14 protein-coding genes are annotated in these 19,731 nt (G+C 63.4%); 9 read left to right on the top strand and 5 right to left on the bottom strand.

What is annotated here, in order from left to right:
- The first annotated feature begins 5 nt into the window (after positions 1 to 5).
- The 3 genes from IVB13_RS07190 to IVB13_RS07180 all read left to right on the top strand — a co-directional run bounded on the left by IVB13_RS07190 (position 6) and on the right by IVB13_RS07180 (position 4,340).
- A complete protein-coding gene (locus IVB13_RS07190) occupies positions 6 to 1,529 on the top strand; it encodes an FAD-dependent oxidoreductase (RefSeq protein ID WP_247488095.1) in 1,524 nt (507 codons plus the stop codon).
- A 175-nt stretch (positions 1,530 to 1,704) separates the two neighbouring features.
- The gene (locus tag IVB13_RS07185) at positions 1,705 to 2,913 is read left to right on the top strand and encodes an ABC transporter substrate-binding protein (RefSeq protein WP_018456938.1); all 1,209 of its coding nucleotides are present in this window, start codon (positions 1,705 to 1,707) and stop codon (positions 2,911 to 2,913) included.
- A gap of 197 nt (positions 2,914 to 3,110) precedes the next feature.
- Entirely contained in the window at positions 3,111 to 4,340 is a 1,230-nt protein-coding gene (locus IVB13_RS07180; protein WP_247488093.1) for an acyl-CoA dehydrogenase family protein, read from the top strand.
- Positions 4,341 to 4,427: 87 nt separating this feature from the next.
- Here IVB13_RS07180 and IVB13_RS07175 read toward each other — a convergent pair whose 3' ends face one another.
- Positions 4,428 to 5,765, bottom strand: coding sequence for an epoxide hydrolase (locus IVB13_RS07175; protein ID WP_247488091.1), 1,338 nt, complete (start codon positions 5,763 to 5,765; stop codon positions 4,428 to 4,430).
- A 630-nt stretch (positions 5,766 to 6,395) separates the two neighbouring features.
- Between IVB13_RS07175 and IVB13_RS07170 the strand changes: the two genes are divergently transcribed.
- On the top strand, positions 6,396 to 6,887 hold the full coding sequence (locus IVB13_RS07170; RefSeq protein WP_026233268.1) for a septal ring lytic transglycosylase RlpA family protein: 492 nt from the start codon (positions 6,396 to 6,398) through the stop codon (positions 6,885 to 6,887).
- 110 nt (positions 6,888 to 6,997) lie between these two features.
- Here the strand turns inward: IVB13_RS07170 and IVB13_RS07165 are convergent, their stop codons facing one another.
- The 3 genes from IVB13_RS07165 to IVB13_RS07155 form a co-directional block, all read right to left on the bottom strand.
- Complete coding sequence (locus IVB13_RS07165) at positions 6,998 to 8,902, bottom strand: AI-2E family transporter (protein WP_247488120.1); 1,905 nt, start codon at positions 8,900 to 8,902, stop codon at positions 6,998 to 7,000.
- Positions 8,903 to 9,071: 169 nt separating this feature from the next.
- Entirely contained in the window at positions 9,072 to 9,386 is a 315-nt protein-coding gene (locus tag IVB13_RS07160; RefSeq protein WP_018456931.1) for a hypothetical protein, read from the bottom strand.
- Between the two features lie 420 nt (positions 9,387 to 9,806).
- On the bottom strand, positions 9,807 to 11,546 hold the full coding sequence (locus IVB13_RS07155) for a HAMP domain-containing methyl-accepting chemotaxis protein (RefSeq protein ID WP_247488089.1): 1,740 nt from the start codon (positions 11,544 to 11,546) through the stop codon (positions 9,807 to 9,809).
- Positions 11,547 to 11,766: 220 nt separating this feature from the next.
- On the opposite strand from IVB13_RS07155, the gene IVB13_RS07150 reads away from it, so the two are divergent.
- From IVB13_RS07150 to IVB13_RS07135, 4 genes are all read left to right on the top strand, one after another.
- Positions 11,767 to 13,149 carry an ethanolamine ammonia-lyase subunit EutB gene (locus tag IVB13_RS07150; RefSeq protein ID WP_085352232.1) on the top strand — a complete coding sequence of 461 codons (1,383 nt, stop codon included), beginning with the start codon at positions 11,767 to 11,769 and terminating at the stop codon, positions 13,147 to 13,149.
- 151 nt (positions 13,150 to 13,300) lie between these two features.
- Positions 13,301 to 14,887, top strand: coding sequence for a B12-binding domain-containing radical SAM protein (locus tag IVB13_RS07145; RefSeq protein WP_085352431.1), 1,587 nt, complete (start codon positions 13,301 to 13,303; stop codon positions 14,885 to 14,887).
- A 6-nt stretch (positions 14,888 to 14,893) separates the two neighbouring features.
- Positions 14,894 to 15,679 carry an ethanolamine ammonia-lyase subunit EutC gene (gene eutC, locus IVB13_RS07140; RefSeq protein ID WP_085362342.1) on the top strand — a complete coding sequence of 262 codons (786 nt, stop codon included), beginning with the start codon at positions 14,894 to 14,896 and terminating at the stop codon, positions 15,677 to 15,679.
- A 206-nt stretch (positions 15,680 to 15,885) separates the two neighbouring features.
- On the top strand, positions 15,886 to 18,252 hold the full coding sequence (locus tag IVB13_RS07135; RefSeq protein WP_018456926.1) for an MMPL family transporter: 2,367 nt from the start codon (positions 15,886 to 15,888) through the stop codon (positions 18,250 to 18,252).
- 121 nt (positions 18,253 to 18,373) lie between these two features.
- Here the strand turns inward: IVB13_RS07135 and IVB13_RS07130 are convergent, their stop codons facing one another.
- Positions 18,374 to 18,871 (bottom strand): hypothetical protein, encoded by a 498-nt coding sequence (locus IVB13_RS07130; RefSeq protein WP_247488087.1) that lies wholly within the window; start codon positions 18,869 to 18,871, stop codon positions 18,374 to 18,376.
- Positions 18,872 to 19,330: 459 nt separating this feature from the next.
- Here IVB13_RS07130 and IVB13_RS07125 point away from each other — a divergent pair, with 459 nt between their 5' ends.
- Positions 19,331 to 19,564, top strand: coding sequence for a hypothetical protein (locus IVB13_RS07125; protein WP_007593627.1), 234 nt, complete (start codon positions 19,331 to 19,333; stop codon positions 19,562 to 19,564).
- Positions 19,565 to 19,731: the final 167 nt, after the last annotated feature.

Below are 19,731 nucleotides of genomic sequence, written 5' to 3'. Positions count from 1 at the left end.
ACGCCATGACCGAAGACAAGAAGCCAAGCGGGCCCGACCTGAGCCGAGGCGTGACGCTCGCCGAATTCAAGGACGGCAAATTGATCGGCCATGTCGGCGAGGAAGACGTCCTGCTGGTGCAGGCCGGCAGCGAGATCTTCGCGATCGAGCCGGCCTGCAGCCACTATCACGGTCCGCTCGCAGAAGGACTGGTGGTTGGCGACACCATCCGCTGTCCCTGGCATCACGCCTGCTTCTCCTTGCGGTCAGGCGAGGCGACCCGTCCGCCGGCGCTGAATGCGCTGGCGGTGTGGGAGGTCTCGCGCGATCAGGACAAGATCGTCGTCCAGCGCAAGCGCGAGATGCCGAAGCCTCCGGCACCTCACCGGACAGCGCCAGCGTCGGAAAAATTCGTCATCATCGGTGGCGGCGCGGCGGGTTTCGCGGCGGCGGAGACGCTCCGTCGCGAGGGCTTTGCCGGCGCCATCACCATGCTCAGCAATGACAGCGCGATGCCGGTCGACCGGCCCAATCTTTCCAAGGATTACCTCGCGGGCAACGCGCCGGAGGATTGGCTGCCGCTGCGGGGCGAGGACTATTATCAGGACGCCGGCATCGATCTCAGGCTCAACACGAATGTCACCGCGATCGAGGCGAAGACGCGCAGCGTGACGCTGGGCAACGGCGACAGGCTGCCGTTCGACCGGCTGCTACTCGCGACCGGCGCCGAGCCGGTCCGATTGCAGATTCCGGGTGCCGACCAGCCCCATGTCTACACCCTGCGCTCGGTCGCCGACAGCCGCGCCATCATCAAGGCGGCGGGCAGCGCCAAGCGGGCGCTGGTGATTGGCGCCAGCTTCATCGGCCTCGAAGTTGCGGCCTCTTTGCAGGCACGCAAGATCGAGGTGCACGTGGTCGCGCCGGACGAACGGCCGATGCAGAAGGTGCTCGGTCCCGAGATGGGCGACTTCGTGCGCGCGCTGCATGAGGAGAACGGCGTCAACTTCCATCTCGAGGACACGGTGGAAAAGCTGGACGGCACGCGCGCCACGTTGAAGAGCGGCGGCGTGATCGAGGCCGACCTGGTCGTGGTCGGGATCGGCGTCAAGCCGCGCCTTGCGCTTGCCGAGCAGGCGGGGCTTGCGGCCGATCGGGGCGTCAGCGTGAGCGAATATCTGGAGACCAGCGTATCCGGCATTTTCGCGGCCGGCGACATCGCGCGCTGGCCCGATCCGCATTCGCGGCAAACCATCCGCGTCGAGCATTGGGTGGTGGCGGAGCGGCAGGGCCAGACCGCGGCGCGCAACATGCTCGGCAAGCGCGAGCGCTTCGAGGCCGTGCCGTTCTTCTGGTCGCAGCACTATGACGTGCCGATCAACTATGTCGGCCACGCCGAGAGCTTCGACGACATCGCGATCGACGGCAGCATTTCCGGCAAGGACTGCCTGCTGAAGTATAGCAAGGGCGACCGCGTTCTTGCGGTTGCTTCAATTTATAGGGATCTCGACAATCTCAAGGCCGAGCTGGAGATGGAGCGGACACGCGGCTGAGGCGCGCATCCGGTCTCGATTTGCGTCAATGGTGCTGCCCGCGAGGGCGGCTGTGCACCGGCTGATCAGCAACTCGACGCAAGACCGTCTTGTGGAACTCCGCTGATCTGACGTGCTGGCAAAAGCAGCACGTCGCGCCTCCAAGTCGCGCGGCGATCATCACCGGGGAGAAACCATGAAAGCCGCTTTGGTCCTGGCTGCAGCCTTGGCTGCCTGCCTGTCCACGCCTGTCTCCGCGCAGAAATCCTACGGTCCCGGCATCAGCGACACCGAGATCAAGATCGGCAACACCATGCCCTATAGCGGTCCCGCTTCGCCGCTCGGCATCACCGGCAGGGTGATCTCGGCCTATTTCGACGAGGTCAACGAGAAGGGCGGCATCAACGGCCGCAAGCTCAATCTCCTGTCGCTCGACGACGCCTTCTCGCCGCCGAAGACCATGGAAGCGGCGCGGCGGCTGGTCGAGGGCGACGGCGTCGCCTTCATCTTCGCGACCATGGGCACCGCGCCGAGCTCGGCGATCGCTAAATATCTCAACAGCAACAAGGTGCCGCAGCTGTTTCTGATCAGCTCGGCCTCGAAGTGGAACGACCCCGCCAACATGCCCTGGTCGATGGCGCTGCCGTGGGCGCCGAACTACACCAGCGAGGCCGCCATCGACGTCGCCTATGCCCGCGCCAAGAACCCGAACGCGCGGTTCGCGGTGCTCTATCAGAACGACGACGCCGGCAAGGAATATCTGCGCGGCGTCAAGGAAGCGCTTGGTGCCGACGCGGACAAGGCGATCGCGATGGCGTCGAGCTTCGAGGTCGCCGACCCCACCGTCGATTCCCAGGTGCTGACGCTCGCCAACACCAAGGCCGACGTGTTCATGATCTATTCGGTGACGCCGCGCGCCTGCGCCCAGGCGATTCGGAAAGCGCATGAGGTCGGCTGGCAGGCGACGCGCTTCCTCGCCTCGGGCTGTGCCAACAAGGCGACCGTGATGGTCCCGGCCGGCCTCGATGCCGGCAAGGGCGTGCTCTCGCTCGGCTCGCTCAAGCCGTTCGTCGAGGCGCCGAAGGACGATCCGGCGATGACGGCCTATATCGACTTCATGAAGAAGCGCCTGCCCAATGCCGACGTCAACAACGTCGCGGGTCTCTACGGCTACACCGTCGCCGAGGCATTGGTGGTCTTGCTGAAGCAGTGCAAGGACAATCTGACGCGCGAGAACATCATGGCGCAGGCGGCCAATTTGAAGAACGTGCCGCTATCGCTACTGATGCCCGGCATCACCCTCAACACCACGCCGCAGGATTTCCGCCCGATCAAGGACGGCTATATGCTCCAGTTCAACGGCAACGACTGGATCGTCGCGAGCGAGCTGTTGCGCGGCACGTGAGGGACTGCGAAGCGAGCGGCTGCAGAGACGGTGCACCCTCTCCCCTTGTTGGAGAGGGTGGATCGCCGCGAAGCGACGAGCCGGGTGAGGGTATCTCTCCGCGAGTCGTCTCTACATTTGAACTCGCGGATACAACCCCTGATCCGGCGCTTCGCGCCACCTTCTCCCACAAGGGGAGAAGGGAACAGGAGACCCCCATGGACTTTCACCATTCCGAACGTTCGCTGGAGCTGCAGGAGCGGGTCCGCCGGTTCATGCGGACGCATGTCGAGCCGGTCGAGGAGCTCTACTACGAGCAGGTGAAGCCGGAAGCGACACGCTACAGGACGCCGCAGGTCCTTCAGGACCTGAAGCGGCTGGCGCGCGAGCAGGGGCTTTGGAATCTGTTCCTCTCCGGCGAGCACGGCCAGGATCCCAACAACACTGGCTTGACCAATCTCGAATACGCGCCGGTGAAGGAGATCATGGGCCGCATCCTCTGGGCGCCGGAGGTGTTCAATTGCTCGGCGCCCGACGTCGGCAACATGGAGGTGCTGGCCAATTACGGTACGCCGGCGCAGCAGGAGCGCTGGCTGAAGCCACTCCTGGAGGGGCGCATCCGCTCCGGCTTCTCGATGACGGAGCCGCAGGTTGCCTCCAGCGATGCCACCAACATCCAGTGCGAGATCAGGCGCGACGGCGGCGACTACGTCATCAACGGCCGCAAATGGTTCACCTCGGGCGCGATGAACGAGGATTGCGAGATCCTGATCGTGATGGGCAAGACCGCGCCCGACGATCCCGATCGCCACCGCCAGCAATCCATGATCCTGGTGCCGAGAGCGACGCCCGGCGTGCGCATCGTCCGCGACATGCTGACCTACGGCTATGACGACGCGCCGGTCGGCCATCCCGAGATCGTCTACGAGAACGTTCGCGTGCCCGCGGAGAACATCCTGCTCGGCGAGGGCCGCGGCTTCGAGATCGCGCAAGGCAGGCTCGGCCCCGGCCGTATCCACCATTGTATGCGGCTGATCGGCTGCGCCCAGCGCGCGCTCGAATTGATGTGTCAGCGCGCGGTCTCCCGCACGGCCTTCGGCAAGCCGCTCGCAGAACAGGGCTCGGTGCGTGAGGACATCGCGCACTCATTCTGCGAGATCGCGCAGGCGCGGCTCTTGACGCTGCAAGCCGCCGACAGGATGGACCGCGAGGGCAACAAGATCGCGCGCGACCTGATTGCGGCCGCCAAGATCGTGGTGCCCAGCATGGCCGCCCGCGTCATCGACCGCGCCATCCAGATCCACGGCGCTGCCGGCGTCTCGCAGGACACGTTCCTGGCGCGTGCTTACGTCTACGCCCGCTTCATCCGCATCGGCGACGGACCGGATCAGGTGCATCTGGCCGCGGTGGGGAAGGAGCTGATCAAGCGTGGCGGGGTGATGGGCTAGCAAACGCCATCACTGACGGCCCCATTTCTTCTTTCCCGCGCAAAGCAAGGCGGCATGAACACCTTGCCGGCGGCGCCTTGACCACCGTCACTGGACCAGATGTGCGGGCCGAAGGGGCCTGAATGCGGCGCGCAGCTCGGCGGAGAAAAGCGCCGGCTGCTCCCAGGCAGCAAAATGACCGCCTTTGTCGACCTCGTGGAAGTAGGTCAGGTTGCGATAGGCGCGCCGGGCCCACGTCTCCGGGGCTTGATAGCTCTCGCCCGGGAAGACCGTGATGGCCACCGGCAGTGAGATCTCCGCAGTCTTCTCCGGACCTGCAAGGGCGGGACTGCGCCCGCTATATTCCCAGTAAAGTCGCGCCGAGGAGGTGGCGCTGTTCGTCAACCAGTACAGCGTGATGTCGTCCAGCACCTCGTCGCGGGATTTTTCGGAGTCGGTGTCGTCGAACTTCCAATGCGAGAAGCCGGGATGTCCGAGCATCCAGGCTGCCAGGCCCGCGGGAGAATCCGTCAAGCCGTAGCCGATCGTTTGCGGCCTCGTTCCCATCATCAGCGCGTAGGACCGGTTGCCCATCTTGCCGGCCGCACTGAATGCATCGAACGCCGCGCGTTCCTTGGCGGAGAGGTCTGCCGGAGCAGGCCCGCCGGCCGCGAGGATCGCGGCGATATCGGGCGGGACGATCGCCGGCAAGTTGATATGGATGCCGAGCAAGCCTGCCGGCGCCAGCCGTGCCATCGCACTCGAGACCGGCGAGCCCCAGTCGCCACCCTGCGCGACATAGTGGGTGTAGCCCAGGCGCTTCATCAGTTCGGCCCAGATGCGCGCCGTGCGGTCAGGACCCCAACCGGTATCGACCGGTTTGCCGGAGAAGCCATAGCCGGGCATCGAAGGGATCACGACGTCGAACGCGTCTTCGGCCCGGCCCGCATGGGCCGTCGGATCGGTGAGTGGATCGATCAGCTTGAGCTGCTCGAAAACCGATCCCGGCCAGCCATGGGTTATGACGACAGGGAGGGCATTGGGATGTTTGGAGCGGACATGAATGAAGTGGATGTCGATGCCGTCGATGTTGGTGACGAACTGCGGAAGTCGATTCATCCTCGCTTCGATCTTGCGCCAGTCGTAGGCCGTCCCCCAATAGTTGACGAGGGGCTGGAGCTTCGCCAGCGGGATACCTTGGGACTGATCGGAAACAGTCTCGCGATCAGGCCATCGCGTCGCCAAAACGCGCCGCCGAAGCTCGACAAGGTCCTCCTCCGGCACGGCAATGTGGAAGGGGTGAATTGTGCTTTCGCCCGCGGCCGCCGCTGCACGCAGCGGAAACACGCTCGCGGAAATCGCCGCTGAAACTCCAATCGCTACGGTGCTCAAAAGCGCGCGCCGGCTTCTGTCGATGGTGTTCTCGGAATTGTATGGCATCGGCATGGGACACCCTCCTGGCTTCAGGCGATCGGAGCCTGCGGAGCAGGGCAGTCCTTCGTCTGGCTCTGCAACATGGCTCGGAAGCCGGTCAATAGCTCGTTAAGGCTTGTTAGATGCTGTGAGCAGTTGCGACTGATGCAGGGGCAAGGTGAAGAAAGACAAGTTCAGCAGTTCTGTCCCTTGTCCCCCGACAAGGACGGAGTAGACAAGCTGATCGGATCTGTGCGTCGGCTCCTTGTCCATGAACGCATTCAGCAGCGGGCCTTGCTGCGCGAGGACATTGCAAACTCCCTCTGTGACATCGCGCAAGCAAGCCTTCTCACGCCAGGTGGCAGCCTCCGTCGCTGCGATGATCGCTTCTGCGAAAACCCGCCGATGAGAATGAAAACACGGTCAGGCGGGCGAGCGCACCGATTATCCTGATTGGTCGCGCTATGAGAGTCATGTCGCGCTATTTCGCCGCGGCTCTCGTCGTCATGCTGTTGACGCAATGTCTGTCTTAGACGGCGACAACTAAAACACGGTGCTGGAACTAGTGCGGTTCCTCCAACGGTTCCGGAGCCAGGGGTTGGCTCGACCCGCAAAACGATTTGCGGCATCGGAACTGAACAATCGAAAATCACAGGAGATATAATGGGGTTCCGATCGAGCGCCGCAATTTGCGGCGCCATGATTGCGCTTGCCGTTTCCGTTTCTGTAGCGCGATGTGAAGCTGGTGGGGTTCACTCAAACGCTGTCGACGATGCCGCTTCCGGGGAAGCGATCGTTGGCGCGGCATCCATGTACAATCCGTTCAAGCCGGGCAAAGAGGAGGGCGGCCCGAAGACGGCTTCCGGCGAGCGCTATGATCCCTCGGTGTGGTCGGCTGCCATCAAGACGAGCTTGCGTAAGAAATTCGGTGGGGTCCAATTTGGCGCGAAGCCGAAATACGCCCTCGTCGAGGCCGTCGGCAAGAAGGTCATCGTCAGGATAAATGACGTGGGACCGCTAAGGCCTGGCCGCATCATCGACTTCAATGAGCGGACGATGCGCCATTTCGATCCGAGCCTGGAGCGCGGGGTCATTCCTGACGTAAAAGTCCGACCGCTTGCCGGCGGCGATTGGACCCCCGGACCGGTTGGCTGAACGTCGCACCAGAAGGTCGCGCAGTACGACCGAAGGTCCCGACGCCATCGCCATGATGACATCACGGTTTGCTGCGCGCCCGCAGCAGCCATGTCTACGCGTCTAAACTACTAAGCGGCCGTGATCTTCGAAATCTGGCCTTCGGCTCCTGTGCCAAGGCCATCCACACCTGTCGCCTCTATGCAGAGTTTAAGCGCTCCGCCCAGAGTTGCAGCAGCCAGATCCGCCTTGGCACCTTCCCGCAGGCTTTCCAGCGCCGCTGGGTCGATGTCCTTCATCCAGCAACCCAGAATGATTGTGGCCTTCGGCAATTTACGGCGAAGGCGTCGCACCGAGTAACGCATGTGGGCGGGGCTGCTTGCATCCATATAGACGAGGCAGACAATGGCGACCCCGGTGGTCTCCAGCCGGAAGATATTCGCCGTCGACAACGCTTCCGCTGCCTCGACTCTGGCCGACAAGCCATGCGCGCCGGTCAGTTGAGCCAGCATGATCGCAGCGGCTTCGTCGATCGGATTTCGCCCGGCCACACAGAGGACGGGATGTTCGCCTTGCCATCCAGCGGGCAAGTCCTCCTTGCGCAGAACCCGCAGACTCTCATAAGGCGCGTCCTCAGCCACGCCTTCTATGGCAGATGTAGCTTCGACATCTGTGGTCGGGCCGACCTTCGGCGGCAGACGCTCATCCTGCTCCGAAATGTTATTGGCAAATTCCTGGACCGCATCCCTGATTTTGGTCAGCCGGTCGGGAGCCAGAGCGCCGCGCTCGGCATCTGCTTGAGCCAGTTGCAGTCCTCGCAGGGCGACTTCGTCGTAATAGGAGCTAAGAGATCGCTCCTTCAAGAACTCCTCGGCTTTTGCCGATGCTTCTGTCGGATCGCCGGCGAGCATCCGCTGATAGAATATCTCGGGCGGAGAGAGTGCTGGTCGGTCTCCAAACATGACGTCCAGGAACTCCAGCCGCTCGACATGGCGGCCCAGTACGACGAGACACACCGTGAGTGGTGTCGCCAGAACGAGGCCGATCGGACCCCAGAGCGCCGTCCAGAACGTCGCAGAAGCCACAACGGCCACCGGCGACAGTCCCGTGCTGTGTCCATAGACCATCGGCTCCAGCACATGGCCGACGACGGGCTCCACCACCACGAACAGCGCGATCGTCCAAAGCAGCATCGTCCAGGTTGGATCGACCGCGACCGCGAGAGCGAGAGGAAAGGCGGCGGCGATGACCGCCCCGATGTAAGGCACGAAGCGCAGCACTGCTGCCAGAATACCCCACAGGATCGCGCTTGGAACGCCGATCAGCCAGAGACCCATTCCGATTATGATGCCGAAGCTGCCGTTCACGAGAAGCTGGATAAGGAAAAGCCGGCTGAGGCGGCTCGCCGCGTCATCAAGGGCAGCCGTGGTGCGCTGCAGGTCATCCGAACCGGCCAGCCTGATCAGACGATTACGAAGATCCTCGCGTTGAAGCAAAATGAAGATCACGAATATGACGATGATCCCGGTCGTTGCGAGCGGATGAAGCAAGGGTGAAATCAGCGTTTGCAAGCTCTCCAGCGCGCCGGGATCGGGCTGAAGCACTTCCACAGGAACGGGCCTCGGCGCGGCCGCTTTCGGAGCTGCTATGGTGCCCAACGAATTCGCGGCCTCCTTGGGCTTGTCGAGTTCTTTGCTGAGGTCCTTCAACATGCTCGAAGCCCGCTCGAGCGTGCCTCGACCAGCGGTGGTCTCACGGAAGGATTGGATCTTCTCGCTTATTGTGGACTGATATCGCGGCAAATCGCCAGCCAGCTGCGTGAGTTGGGTAGCAAGGAGACTGCCCATCGCAAATATGAATGCGAAGGCGATCACGACCACGCTCACCACAGCCAAACTGCGTGGAATGCGCAGACGCTGAACCAGTCGAACCAGGGGCGCCAGCACGAAGCTGAGCAAGACGGCCAGCGCTATGGGGATGATGATCTCGCGACCATAATACAGCACCATGACAATGATCGCGGCGAGAATGGCCATCGCCACGGCGCTCAATAGCGAAATCAATTCTTCCGGTGTTCGTGCTTTGAATGGCTGCCTGATCACAGCTCCTCGCTAGGCCGGGAAAAGCGGCGAGTTTGTTGACGTCCAGTGAGTTCAAAAAAGCCGCGGATTGCTCCGCGGCTTTTGCATTCACAGGATTCGTATCTCAGTAGCGGTCGGTGCCGATCCCGACGCTCACGCCGGGAGCGCGGAAGCCGATGCCGCTGCGCTCTTCATAGCCGCGCCGCTCGATGTAGCGCTCGCGAGGCGCATATCCGTAGGAATCGCGCCCTTCGCGGATGATGACACGGCGTTCGCCGCGCTCACGCCAGCAACGACCGTCTTCGTTGCAGACCATGCGCACGTTCTGAATGTTGCTGTCCGGAGCGACAGACAGGGTGGGAGACAGCGGGGCTGCAGCAGCGGCGGTGACGAGAAGGGTACTTGCTGCGGCCGCCAGAGCGGCTGTGAAAAATTTCATCGTGTTTCTCCCAAATGTGATGTGTCAGTGAGGCAATAGACTGGGAACCCAATGGTTCCATGGCTGAACAGATATCGTCAGCTGCCGCCATTCTGTTCGCAGGCATTCCCTGCCCGAAAGACAGGTGAACTCGCCATGATTGGCGATCATGACCTGGAAGATGGGATTGCGGAGAGAGGCATCGCGCGGTCTCTGTGAAGATCGGCTTCGAGATCCTGCCGGCCCAGCGCGGAAAGCTCCAACATTGACATCATGCTCCTGTTTTGCCCGACGGAGCAAGTAGATTCGTCAAATCCGCAGAGGATCGGGGCGGTGGCCAAGCCATTGAAATCGCTGTCCCCGGCTACTGTGCATGGGGTTGTTTTCGCGTTTTTTGATGGAGCGACCCCACCGCCGGCCCTGTCGGCGATGGACGTGCTGCTACCCGGCCTTGGCGATGCGGCCGTCCGCCGCGCCTGAGCGCAGGTTCTGGAAGAACTTCTCCACCTCGCGCGACAGCGTCTCCGCCGTCTCGGTCACGCTGCTCGCAGCCCTCAGCACCGAGGAGGCCGCAGTATCGGTCGCGCCGATGGCGTCGCGGAGCGAGCTGATGTTGGCGACGAGGGTCTCGTTGCCTTGAGCAGCCGATTGCGCGTTGGACGAGATCTCGCGCGTGGCGGCGTCCTGCTGGCCGATGGCGCCGGCGATCGCCGAGGTGACGTCGTTGATCTCGCTCACCGCGCCGCCGATCTCGCGGACGGCGTCGACCGCGTTGCGGGTGGAGGACTGGATCATCGAGACGTTTTCGCTGATGTCGGCGGTCGCTTTCGCGGTCTGCCCCGCGAGCGCCTTCACTTCGTGTGCGACGACGGCAAAGCCGCGGCCGGCGTCGCCCGCGCGCGCCGCTTCGATGGTGGCATTGAGCGCGAGCAGATTGGTCTGCTCGGCGATCGCCTGGATCAGGCTGAGCACGCCGTCGATGCGTTGCGTGGCGGCCGCCAGGCTCTCGATCTCGGCAATCGATTTCTCGGTGCGCTGCCCGGTCTGCTCGACCGCGCTGGCGGATTGCCGCACCTGCCGGCCGATCTCCACCACCGACGCAGACAGCTCCTCGGCCGCGCCTGCCACCGCCGTGACGTTGTGCGATGCCTGTTCGGTGGCGTTCGCCGCCGTGCCGGCGCGGCTGCTCGCGTCCGCGGTAACGCGGGTGATGGTCTGCGCCGTTTCGCGCATGACAGAGGCGTTGTCGCTGAGGCCGCGCATGATCGCGCCGATCGCCTCGCGAAACGCGTCGACGGATTGCTCGATGTGGCGGGCGCGCTCCTCGCGCGCGGCGGAGTCCTGCGAGACCTGCGAGGCGAGGTTGCGGTTGCGCCCCATTGCGTCCTGGAAGATCTGGATCGCGCGCGCCAGTGCGCCGATCTCGTCGGCGCGGTCAGAGTGGGGCACCACGATGTTCTCGGCGCCGTCAGCGACCTGCTTGATGGTCGCGGTGATGGCGGAGAGCGGGCGTGCGATCGAGCGGGCGATGATGACGATGCCGATCACGACGAGGGCGAGCGCCACGCCGGCGAGGCAGGTCAGGACGAAGGACAGGATGCGATTGGTCTCGGTCTCGTGCGCGATTTGCCTCGCGCGCTCGGCATAGACCTTGGACAGCGCCTCGAGATCCTTGTTCAGCGCCGAGCGCACGGCGCGGTTGGCGTCGTTGTCGCCCCATTCGCGGCCCGCGGCCGCATTGATCTCGACGCCGCGGCGCACCAGCTCCTTGCGAAACTCGACGAACTGCTCGATGCGCTTCTTGAAGGTGGCGAACTGCTCGGCATCGTCAGCCTTGACGATGGTCTCCCAGCGCTTCACGACGTCGAGGATCTGGGCGTTGAACTTGAGCAGGCCCTCGCCGTATTTCTTCACCACGGCCGGTTCGGTCGACATGTAGACGCCGCGCGATTCCATCACGACCGCATAGACCAGCGAGTTGACCCGCTCGACGTTCAGCGCGGCGGCGTTCGCGGTCTCGATCGCGCTTGTCAGCTCGGCGCCGCGGCGGCTGTTGTAGTCGGACAGCATCGCGATCGCGGCCGTGAGCAGCGCGAACAGCGCGAAGATCGCGTAGAGCTTGTTGGCAAGCGTGAAGCGGCCGGCGAGGCCGGCGGCATTCCCAGATTGGTCGGTTTTCATGGTTTCAGGGGCCCGAATGGCCGGGAGCGGCCGGAGAGCGCGGTCGTAACAAATCGATGCAAAACTATGCAGAATGAAGATGGACGCAGCGTTAACGCCGGGTTTGGCCTCCTTCGCCCTCGGTCGAAAGAAAGGTCGATATTTCAGCGTCTTGATCTGAAGGTATAGTCTTGGGATTGCCCTGGAGTCGGCCTTTGGCCGACGAACCCCGGAGAGACCCTTGGTCTACCGCCACACCATCGACGCCACGACGTACGCATTCCCTGATCTGCGCGATCTGCTCGCCAAGGCGACGCCGCCGCGCTCCGGCGACCGGCTGGCCGGGATCGCCGCCGCCAGTGCCGAACAGATGATCGCGGCGCGGATGGCGCTGGCCGACGTCCCTCTCGGGCAGTTCTTACAGGAAGCCGTCATCCCCTATGAGACCGACGAGGTCACCCGCCTCGTTATCGACAGCCACGACGCCAAGGCGTTCGCGCCGGTGGCTTCGCTGACGGTCGGCGCCTTTCGCGACTGGCTGCTATCGGACGCCGCGACGCCCGAAATCTTGCGCAAGCTGGCCGGCGGCATCACTCCGGAGATGGCCGCCGCGGTCTCGAAGCTGATGCGCAACCAGGATTTGATCCTGGCGGCGCGGAAATGCGAGGTCACCACCGCTTTCCGCAACACCATCGGCCTGAAAGGCCGGATGAGCACCCGGCTCCAGCCCAACCATCCCTTCGACGACGCCAGGGGCATCACCGCCTCCATCCTCGACGGCATCCTGCTCGGCGCCGGCGATGCCTGCATCGGCATCAACCCGGCGAGCGACGACCCGGCCGTGATCGGCCAATTGCTGCGGCTGCTCGACGAGGTCATCGCGCGGCTCAAGATCCCGACCCAAGGATGCGTGCTGACCCATGTCACCACGACATTGTCGCTGATCGGGCAGGGGGCGCCGGTCGACCTCGTGTTCCAGTCGGTCGCCGGCACCGAGGCCGCCAACCGCAGTTTCGGCGTCAACCTCGCGCTCCTCAAGGAGGCCCAAGAGGCCGGGCTGTCGCAGAAGCGCGGCACGGTCGGGCAGAACGTGATGTATTTCGAGACCGGGCAGGGCTCGGCGCTATCGGCCAATGCCCATCACGGCGTCGACCAGCAGACCTGCGAGGCGCGGGCTTATGCGGTGGCCCGCGCCTTTGCGCCCCTCCTGGTCAACAGCGTGGTCGGCTTCATCGGCCCGGAATATCTCTACGACGGCAAGGAAATCATCCGGGCCGGGCTGGAGGATCACTTTTGCGGCAAGCTGCTCGGCCTGCCGCTTGGGATCGACATCTGCTATACCAACCACGCCGAGGCGGACCAGGACGACATGGACAATCTGCTGACGCTGCTCGCTGCCGCCGGCGTTACCTTCATCATGGGTGTCCCCGGCGCCGATGACGTCATGCTGAACTATCAATCCACGTCTTTTCACGACGCGCTCTATGTCCGCGACGTCTTCGGATTGCGTCGTGCGCCGGAATTCGACGACTGGCTGGCGCAGTCGGGCATTGCGGGCGCTGACTTCCGTCTTGCCGGCGATGCAGGCCTGCTGCCCGATTTTGCCTCACGGTTGATCGCGTGACGTGGCGGAAGCACCCGGTGGCCCGAGGAAACCATTGGTGCCCAAGGGAATTAAGCTCTGCCACAATATTGAGAAATTCCGGCGGCAGCATTACGCTATGTAGCTGTCTGGCAATTTCCGCAGCTAAGTCGAGCGTGGCGGGGGAGCTTTGATGCGAGCTGAAAGTAACGGGACGTCCCGGCGGATTCTCTGCGTGTTTCCGCGATACACATCGTCGTTCGGGACGTTCGAGCATTCCTACCCACTAACCGATGGCGTCCGCGCCTTCATGCCGCCGCAGGGACTTTTGCTGCTCGCGGCCTATCTGCCCGAGGAATGGCAGGTCAAATTCGTCGACGAGAACCTTCGCCGTACGACCAGAGAAGAGTTCGAATGGGCCGAGGCGGTCTTCGTCAGCGGCATGCACATCCAGCGCCAGCAGATGAACGATATCTGCCGCCGCGCCCACGAGTTCGATCTGCCGGTCGCGCTCGGCGGCCCCTCCGTCAGCGCCTGCCCGAACTACTATCCATCCTTCGACTATCTCCATGTCGGCGAGCTCGGCGACGCCACCAATCAGCTGCTCGAGATACTGTCGCGCGACATCTCGCGTCCCGAGACCCAGGTGGTTCTGACCACCAAGGACCGCGTGCCGATGACGGAGTTTCCGATCCCGGCCTACGAGCTCGCCGACGTGAAGAAATACTTCCTCGGCAGCATCCAGTATTCCAGCGGCTGTCCGTATCAGTGCGAGTTCTGCGACATCCCCGGCCTCTATGGCCGCAACCCGCGCCTCAAGTCGCCGGAGCAGATCATCGCCGAACTCGACCGCCTGCGGGAATGCGGCATGACCGACACGGTCTATTTCGTCGACGACAATTTCATCGGCAACCGCAAGGCGGCGCTCGACCTCCTGCCGCATCTGATCGAATGGCAGAAGAGGACCGGCTACATGGTGCGGCTCGCCTGCGAGGCGACGCTCAACATCGCCAAGCGGCCGGAAATCCTCGAGAAGATGCGCGAGGCCTATTTCGTCACCATCTTCTGCGGCATCGAGACGCCCGACCCCGATGCGCTGAAGGCGATGCACAAGGACCACAACATGATGGTCCCGATCCTCGAGGGCGTGCAAACCATCAACTCCTACGGCATGGAGGTCGTGTCCGGCATCATCATGGGGCTCGACACCGACAAGCCGAACACTTCGGAGGCGCTGCTCGCCTTTGTCGAGGAGTCCCGAATTCCGCTGCTCACGATCAACCTGCTTCAGGCGTTGCCGAAGACGCCGCTGTGGGACCGTCTGGAGCGCGAGGGGCGCCTGGTCGAGGACGACGGGCGCGATTCCAATGTTGACTTCCTGTTGCCCTACGACGACGTCGTTGCGTCCTGGAAGCACGCCATGGCCGTCGCCTACGAGCCCGAGAAGGTCTACGGGCGCTTCCAGTATCAATGCGACCACGTTTACGTGCACCGCCTCAAGATGCCAACGCCGGACGAGATGAAGACCTGGACCAACATCAGGCGCGGCCTCGTCATGCTGCGAAACATCTTCTGGAAGGTCGGCGTGCTCGGCGACTACAAGCGCGTGTTCTGGAAGTTCGCGCTGGGCCGCATCAAGCGCGGCGATCTCGAAGGCCTGATCGGCTGCACCCTGATCGCGCACCATCTCATCACCTTTGCGCGGGCGGCCTCGACCGGCCAGCAGAACGCCTCGAACTATTCGATCCGGCTACGCGAGGCCTCCGTTCCCGCCGAATGACACAACATGTCTGATCCGGCCATCCCGCGTCGTCCGACCCTCGATCTGCGTTCGCTCACGCCCGCGCGCGTGGCGCTGGGGCGCAGCGGCGCGAGCCTGCCGACGCGGGCACTGCTCGATTTCACACTGGACCACGCCCGCGCCCGCGATGCCGTACACGCCGTGTTCGATGCGCCGCGGCTGGTCGCGGATCTCTGCGCGCTTGGCCTCGTCGTCACCGAGGCGAACAGCCGGGCGGTCGACCGCGGGGACTATCTGCGGCGGCCCGATCTGGGCAGACGGCTCGATGCCGGATCAGCCGAGTCCTTGGCGCGGAGCGCCTCGGAGCCGTGCCAACTCGCACTCGTGATTGGCGACGGCCTGTCGGCGGCGGCGGTCCACGCCCATGCGGCCGCGCTGGTGATGCGCCTGCTGCCGTTGCTCGCGGCCGACGATGGTGTCGCGATCGGCCATGTCGTCGTCGCCTCAGGCGCGCGCGTCGCGCTCGGCGACGAGATCGGCGCCATTCTCGGCGCGCGCATGGTCGTGATGCTGATCGGCGAGCGGCCGGGCCTGTCGGCGCCCGACAGTCTCGGCGCCTATCTGACGTTCGCCCCGAAGCCGGGCCGTACCGATGCCGAGCGCAATTGCGTGTCGAACATCCACAAGGCCGGGTTGAGCTATGACGAGGCTGCCTTCAAGATCGCCTGGCTGGTCCGCGAGGGGCTCGCGCGGGAAGTGAGCGGTGTGGCGCTGAAGGACGAGAGCGCAGACCGGGCGCCGCGTCGAATTGGCACGGCTTTGCCCGGATGAAGGGCATTAAGGCAAAATCGCCACATCTTGATCGATTCGGCCACACTCCGCCTGCTTGCGAGAAGGGCGATTGACCTGCTAAACCCCTCGCAGCGATTTTCTGCGCATTTTCAAAGGGCAAGCCTCCCATTGGTATGGCATTTTCAAGCCGTTCGCGGGGCGCGACAAGCTCACAGACCCGAGCCGATTTAGGAACTGGACAAGGCATGCTCGAAAAGCACAGCGAGAGTGAGGTTCATGTCGACAAGGTCGAGCAGGGACCTGCGTCCTCGATCGCCTTCGGGCTGGAGCGCATCGGGCTGATCGCAGTCCGGGCGCCCATCGTCTCCTGCGTCGTCCTGCTCGTGCTGATCGTCGGCGCCGTGTTTGGCATCCACCGGATCAAGATCGACGATTCGCTGTCGCAGCTGTTCCGGTCCAACACGCCGGAATTCCGCCAGTACGAAGCGGTGACCAAGAAGTTCCCGGCCGAGGAATTCGATGTCCTCGTCGTAGTCGAGGGCAAGACCCTGCTGGCCCGGAACAACCTCGAGAAGCTGCGCGACTTCGTCACCGACATGCAGCTGGTCGAGGGTACGCGCGGACTGGTCTCGCTGTTCTCCGCGCGTCAGGCGCCCGCTCCGGGCAAGCTTCCCGCCGCACTGTTCCCGCCCGAGCTGCCCGAGGGCGAGGCCTATGACAAGTTCATCGAGGGCGTCAAAGCCAACGAGATCATCCGCGGCAAGCTGTTGTCCGAGGACGGCACGCTGGCGCTGATCGTGCTGTCGCTCGATCCGGAGGTGGTCGCCTCCAACAAGCTGACCAAGACCGTCGCCGACATCCGCGCGCTGATAAAGGAAGACCTCAGTGACACCGGGCTCAACGTGCAGCTTTCCGGCGTGCCGGTGATGCAGCTCGAGATCCGCAACGCGGTCGAGCGCGACGGGCTCACCTACAACATCCTCGGCATTCTCGCCGGCTGTGTCATCGCCATCATCTTCTTCCGCAAAATCTCGTTCATGGTGGCGGCGGCGTTCCCGCCGATGATCGCGATCCTGCTGGCGCTCGGCGCGCTCGGCTGGGCCAATTTCAATCTCAACATGTTCCTGAACGTGATGACGCCGCTCATCATGGTCATCAGCTTCTCGGACTCGATGCAGCTCACCTTCGCCGCGCGCGACCGGCTGATCGCGGGCCAGGACAAGTTCACCGCATTCAAGAACGCGGTGCTGGTGGTGGGACCGGCCTGCGTGCTGACGCACGGCACCGCAGGCATTTCCTTCATCGCGCTCCAGTTCTCCGACTCCGATCTGATCCGCAAGTTCGGCGAGGCGGGTCTCGCCGCCACCATCATCGCGCTGGTTGCGGTGTTGTCGCTCGTGCCGGTGTTCGGCGTGCTGCTCGTGCGCAACGAGAAGGTCTTTGCGACCAAGTTCCAGAGCGCGGATGCCGGCGTACAAGCGCTGCGTAATTTCTGCTACTGGATCGCGGTGCGCATGGTGGGCCGTCCCGGCCTGTTCAGCCTGATCGCGGTGGTGTTCGTGGCGGGCCTCGGCGTCATCTACGCAAATCTGGAGCCGCGCTACCGGCTCGCCGACCAGGTGCCGGACAAGCGCCAAGCGGTCGCGGCCAGCGACCGGCTCGACGCCAAGCTCACCGGCGCCAACCCGGTCAACGTTCTGATCCAGTTCCCCAAGGGTGAATCGCTCTATTCGCCGGAGACGCTGCAGACCATCGCGGACGTGCACGCGACGGTGGAGAAGGCCGCCGGTGTCGGCAATGTCTGGTCGGTCGAGACCCTGCGCCGCTGGCTCGCGGACAAGGCCGGCAGCGCCGACGTCGCGACCCTGAAGGAATATGTCAGCGTCATTCCGGAGCATCTGGTGCGCCGGTTCATCGATGCCGAGCAGGACGCGGTCGTGGTCGCAGGTCGCGTGCCGGACAAGGATTCCAGCCAGCTCCTGCCGATCGTCGACAAGCTCGATACCGAGCTCGACGCCGTCCGCAAGAAGCATCCCGGCTATGAAGTGGCGGTCACGGGTCTTGCCGCGATTGCCGCGCGCAATTCGGCCGGCATGATCGAGAAGCTCAACCGCGGGCTCACCGTCGAATTCGCGCTGGTCGCGATTTTCATCGGCCTTGCCTTCCGTTCCTGGGTCGTGATGTTCGCCTGCATCCTGCCGGGCATCTTCCCCGTCGTGATGTCGGGAACAGTGCTGTGGGCGATGGACGAGGGACTGCAATTTGCCAGTGTCGTAGCTCTGACCGTTTCGTTCGGCCTGGGCTTAAGCGCCACCATCCACTTCCTCAACCGCCTCAGGCTCGAGAGCAAGCCGGGCGTCGGCTCGGCGCTCGCAGTGGAGCGCGCGACCGTGCTGGTCGGCCCGGCCTTGATCCTGACCACGTTGGTGCTGGCCTGCGGTCTCGTCGTCACGGTGTTCTCCGATCTGCCGTCGCTACGGCTGTTCGGCTGGCTCAGCGCCTTCTCGATGGTGATGGCGCTCGTCGCCGACCTCTTCATCCTGCGGCCGACGGCGATGTGGTTGATCAATCTGCACGCCAAGCTTCAGGGCACCGACAAGCCGGCGATCTGAGCGGCTGCATCCATCGGACACGGAATCGGCGCGGTCCGGACGATTGCGCCGCGCCTCCGAAAAACAACAAGCCCCGGTTCGCGAGAACCGGGGCTTGTCGCTTTCGAAGCGGAAAGAGCTGTCAGCCCTTCGTCATCGTGATGTTGACGCCGCGAATCTCGCCCTTGGATGAGATCTGCACCGTCTGCTTGGTGCCGTTGGTGCGCAGCGACAAATTGGCGGCAAAGCCGTTGGCCTCGACGAACACCTCGATCTGGCCGCCACCGGCAGTGCCTTGGAGATTGCCGAAGATGTTGCGGTTGGTCTCGCTCCAATTGCCGGAGATGCGCTCGCCTTGGCTGGTCACATCGCTGGTGAGGTCGAACTTGTAGCTGTCGGAGGCGCAGTGCAACGCCTGCTTTAGACTGAGACCGGTGCCGGCAACCTTGTAGTCCGCCTTGCAGCGGATGCGCTCGGTCGAGCCGTCGGACAGCGACACCGTACCCGTCCCGGTCCATGCGCCCTCGAAACCTGCAAACGGTCCGGACGACTGAGCCTGACTTGTCGAAACCGAGAAGAGCAGCGCAGCGCCGATGACGGCCGCCTTGATTGCCAGTTCAGTCCGTCCAAAGAATTTCATCTCAAAATATCCCGTTTAGAACGACGTCCGCTTCTCACGAAGAACGTCTCGCCACATCGAAAGTTTAGTGTTCCGAGCCAGTGACAGGTTCAATGCCCGACTGCCAGAGATGGCAGTTCACGACGCCTTGCGCCATGCTTCCACCTCTCGATTTGTCGTATTTCGGCATGTTTCTTGGTCCCGAGGCGGTATCGAGAGATGCAGCTCTGCAACAGGTGCGCAGCAAAACGCGGCGCACCTGAATTATGACGTAGTATCAGTCTCTTACATTTGCCAGAGAAGACGCAGGGAAGCCCTGATTTGGTGGACGTGGCGCCAATTTGGCCGCATTTGCCAGTGCTTGTGCCTTCTCCGAGGCCGCTCCTCCCGCGGCGACTTGCCATCAGAACAATCCGCTCCGGTCGTCGCCCTGTGCTGTCCGGGATTGGTGCGATTCTGCCGTCAGAATGAAGGAATACAATGCGTAAGCTTCTCGTCGCTCTCACCTTGCTGTCGGCCTCCCTCTCGACCGCAGCGTTCGCCCAGCAAGGGCGCGGCACGGACGCCGAGCAGAAGGCCTGCTCGCGCGATGTGCAGAAGCTCTGCCGTCCGGTCATCGACCAGGGTGATTTCACCATCCTGGCCTGCCTCAAGGAGAACCGGGCCAAGATCTCTCAGGCCTGCGACCAGGTCCTGAAGAACCACAACCAGTAAGCTCGGCCACTGGCCCACAAAAGGCGGCCCCGGGGCCCCTTTTCGGACCTGATCCGCAAAGGGCAGCCATCGAGAGACAGGATTGGTTTTGCGGCCGTATTCCCCTATATGGGTTTCACTTACCGGGCTTAAGTAATTGATCTTGCTTATTATCGTCGTAGGTTGTG

The sequence above is a fragment of the Bradyrhizobium sp. 17 genome (assembly GCF_023073515.1).
Taxonomy (GTDB): Bacteria; Pseudomonadota; Alphaproteobacteria; order Rhizobiales; family Xanthobacteraceae; genus Bradyrhizobium; species Bradyrhizobium canariense_D.
The sequence above is the reverse complement of the archived record's forward strand: the minus strand, read 5'-3'. Positions and strand labels throughout refer to the sequence as shown.

Coding starts and splice junctions, on each gene's coding strand:
- IVB13_RS07190 (WP_247488095.1), top strand. CDS start 6: ATGACCGAAGACAAGAAGCCAAGCGGGCCCGACCTGAGCCGAGGCGTG.
- IVB13_RS07185 (WP_018456938.1), top strand. CDS start 1,705: ATGAAAGCCGCTTTGGTCCTGGCTGCAGCCTTGGCTGCCTGCCTGTCC.
- IVB13_RS07180 (WP_247488093.1), top strand. CDS start 3,111: ATGGACTTTCACCATTCCGAACGTTCGCTGGAGCTGCAGGAGCGGGTC.
- IVB13_RS07175 (WP_247488091.1), bottom strand. CDS start 5,765: ATGCCGATGCCATACAATTCCGAGAACACCATCGACAGAAGCCGGCGC.
- IVB13_RS07170 (WP_026233268.1), top strand. CDS start 6,396: ATGGGGTTCCGATCGAGCGCCGCAATTTGCGGCGCCATGATTGCGCTT.
- IVB13_RS07165 (WP_247488120.1), bottom strand. CDS start 8,902: ATGGCCATTCTCGCCGCGATCATTGTCATGGTGCTGTATTATGGTCGC.
- IVB13_RS07160 (WP_018456931.1), bottom strand. CDS start 9,386: ATGAAATTTTTCACAGCCGCTCTGGCGGCCGCAGCAAGTACCCTTCTC.
- IVB13_RS07155 (WP_247488089.1), bottom strand. CDS start 11,546: ATGAAAACCGACCAATCTGGGAATGCCGCCGGCCTCGCCGGCCGCTTC.
- IVB13_RS07145 (WP_085352431.1), top strand. CDS start 13,301: ATGCGAGCTGAAAGTAACGGGACGTCCCGGCGGATTCTCTGCGTGTTT.
- eutC (WP_085362342.1), top strand. CDS start 14,894: ATGTCTGATCCGGCCATCCCGCGTCGTCCGACCCTCGATCTGCGTTCG.
- IVB13_RS07135 (WP_018456926.1), top strand. CDS start 15,886: ATGCTCGAAAAGCACAGCGAGAGTGAGGTTCATGTCGACAAGGTCGAG.
- IVB13_RS07130 (WP_247488087.1), bottom strand. CDS start 18,871: ATGAAATTCTTTGGACGGACTGAACTGGCAATCAAGGCGGCCGTCATC.
- IVB13_RS07125 (WP_007593627.1), top strand. CDS start 19,331: ATGCGTAAGCTTCTCGTCGCTCTCACCTTGCTGTCGGCCTCCCTCTCG.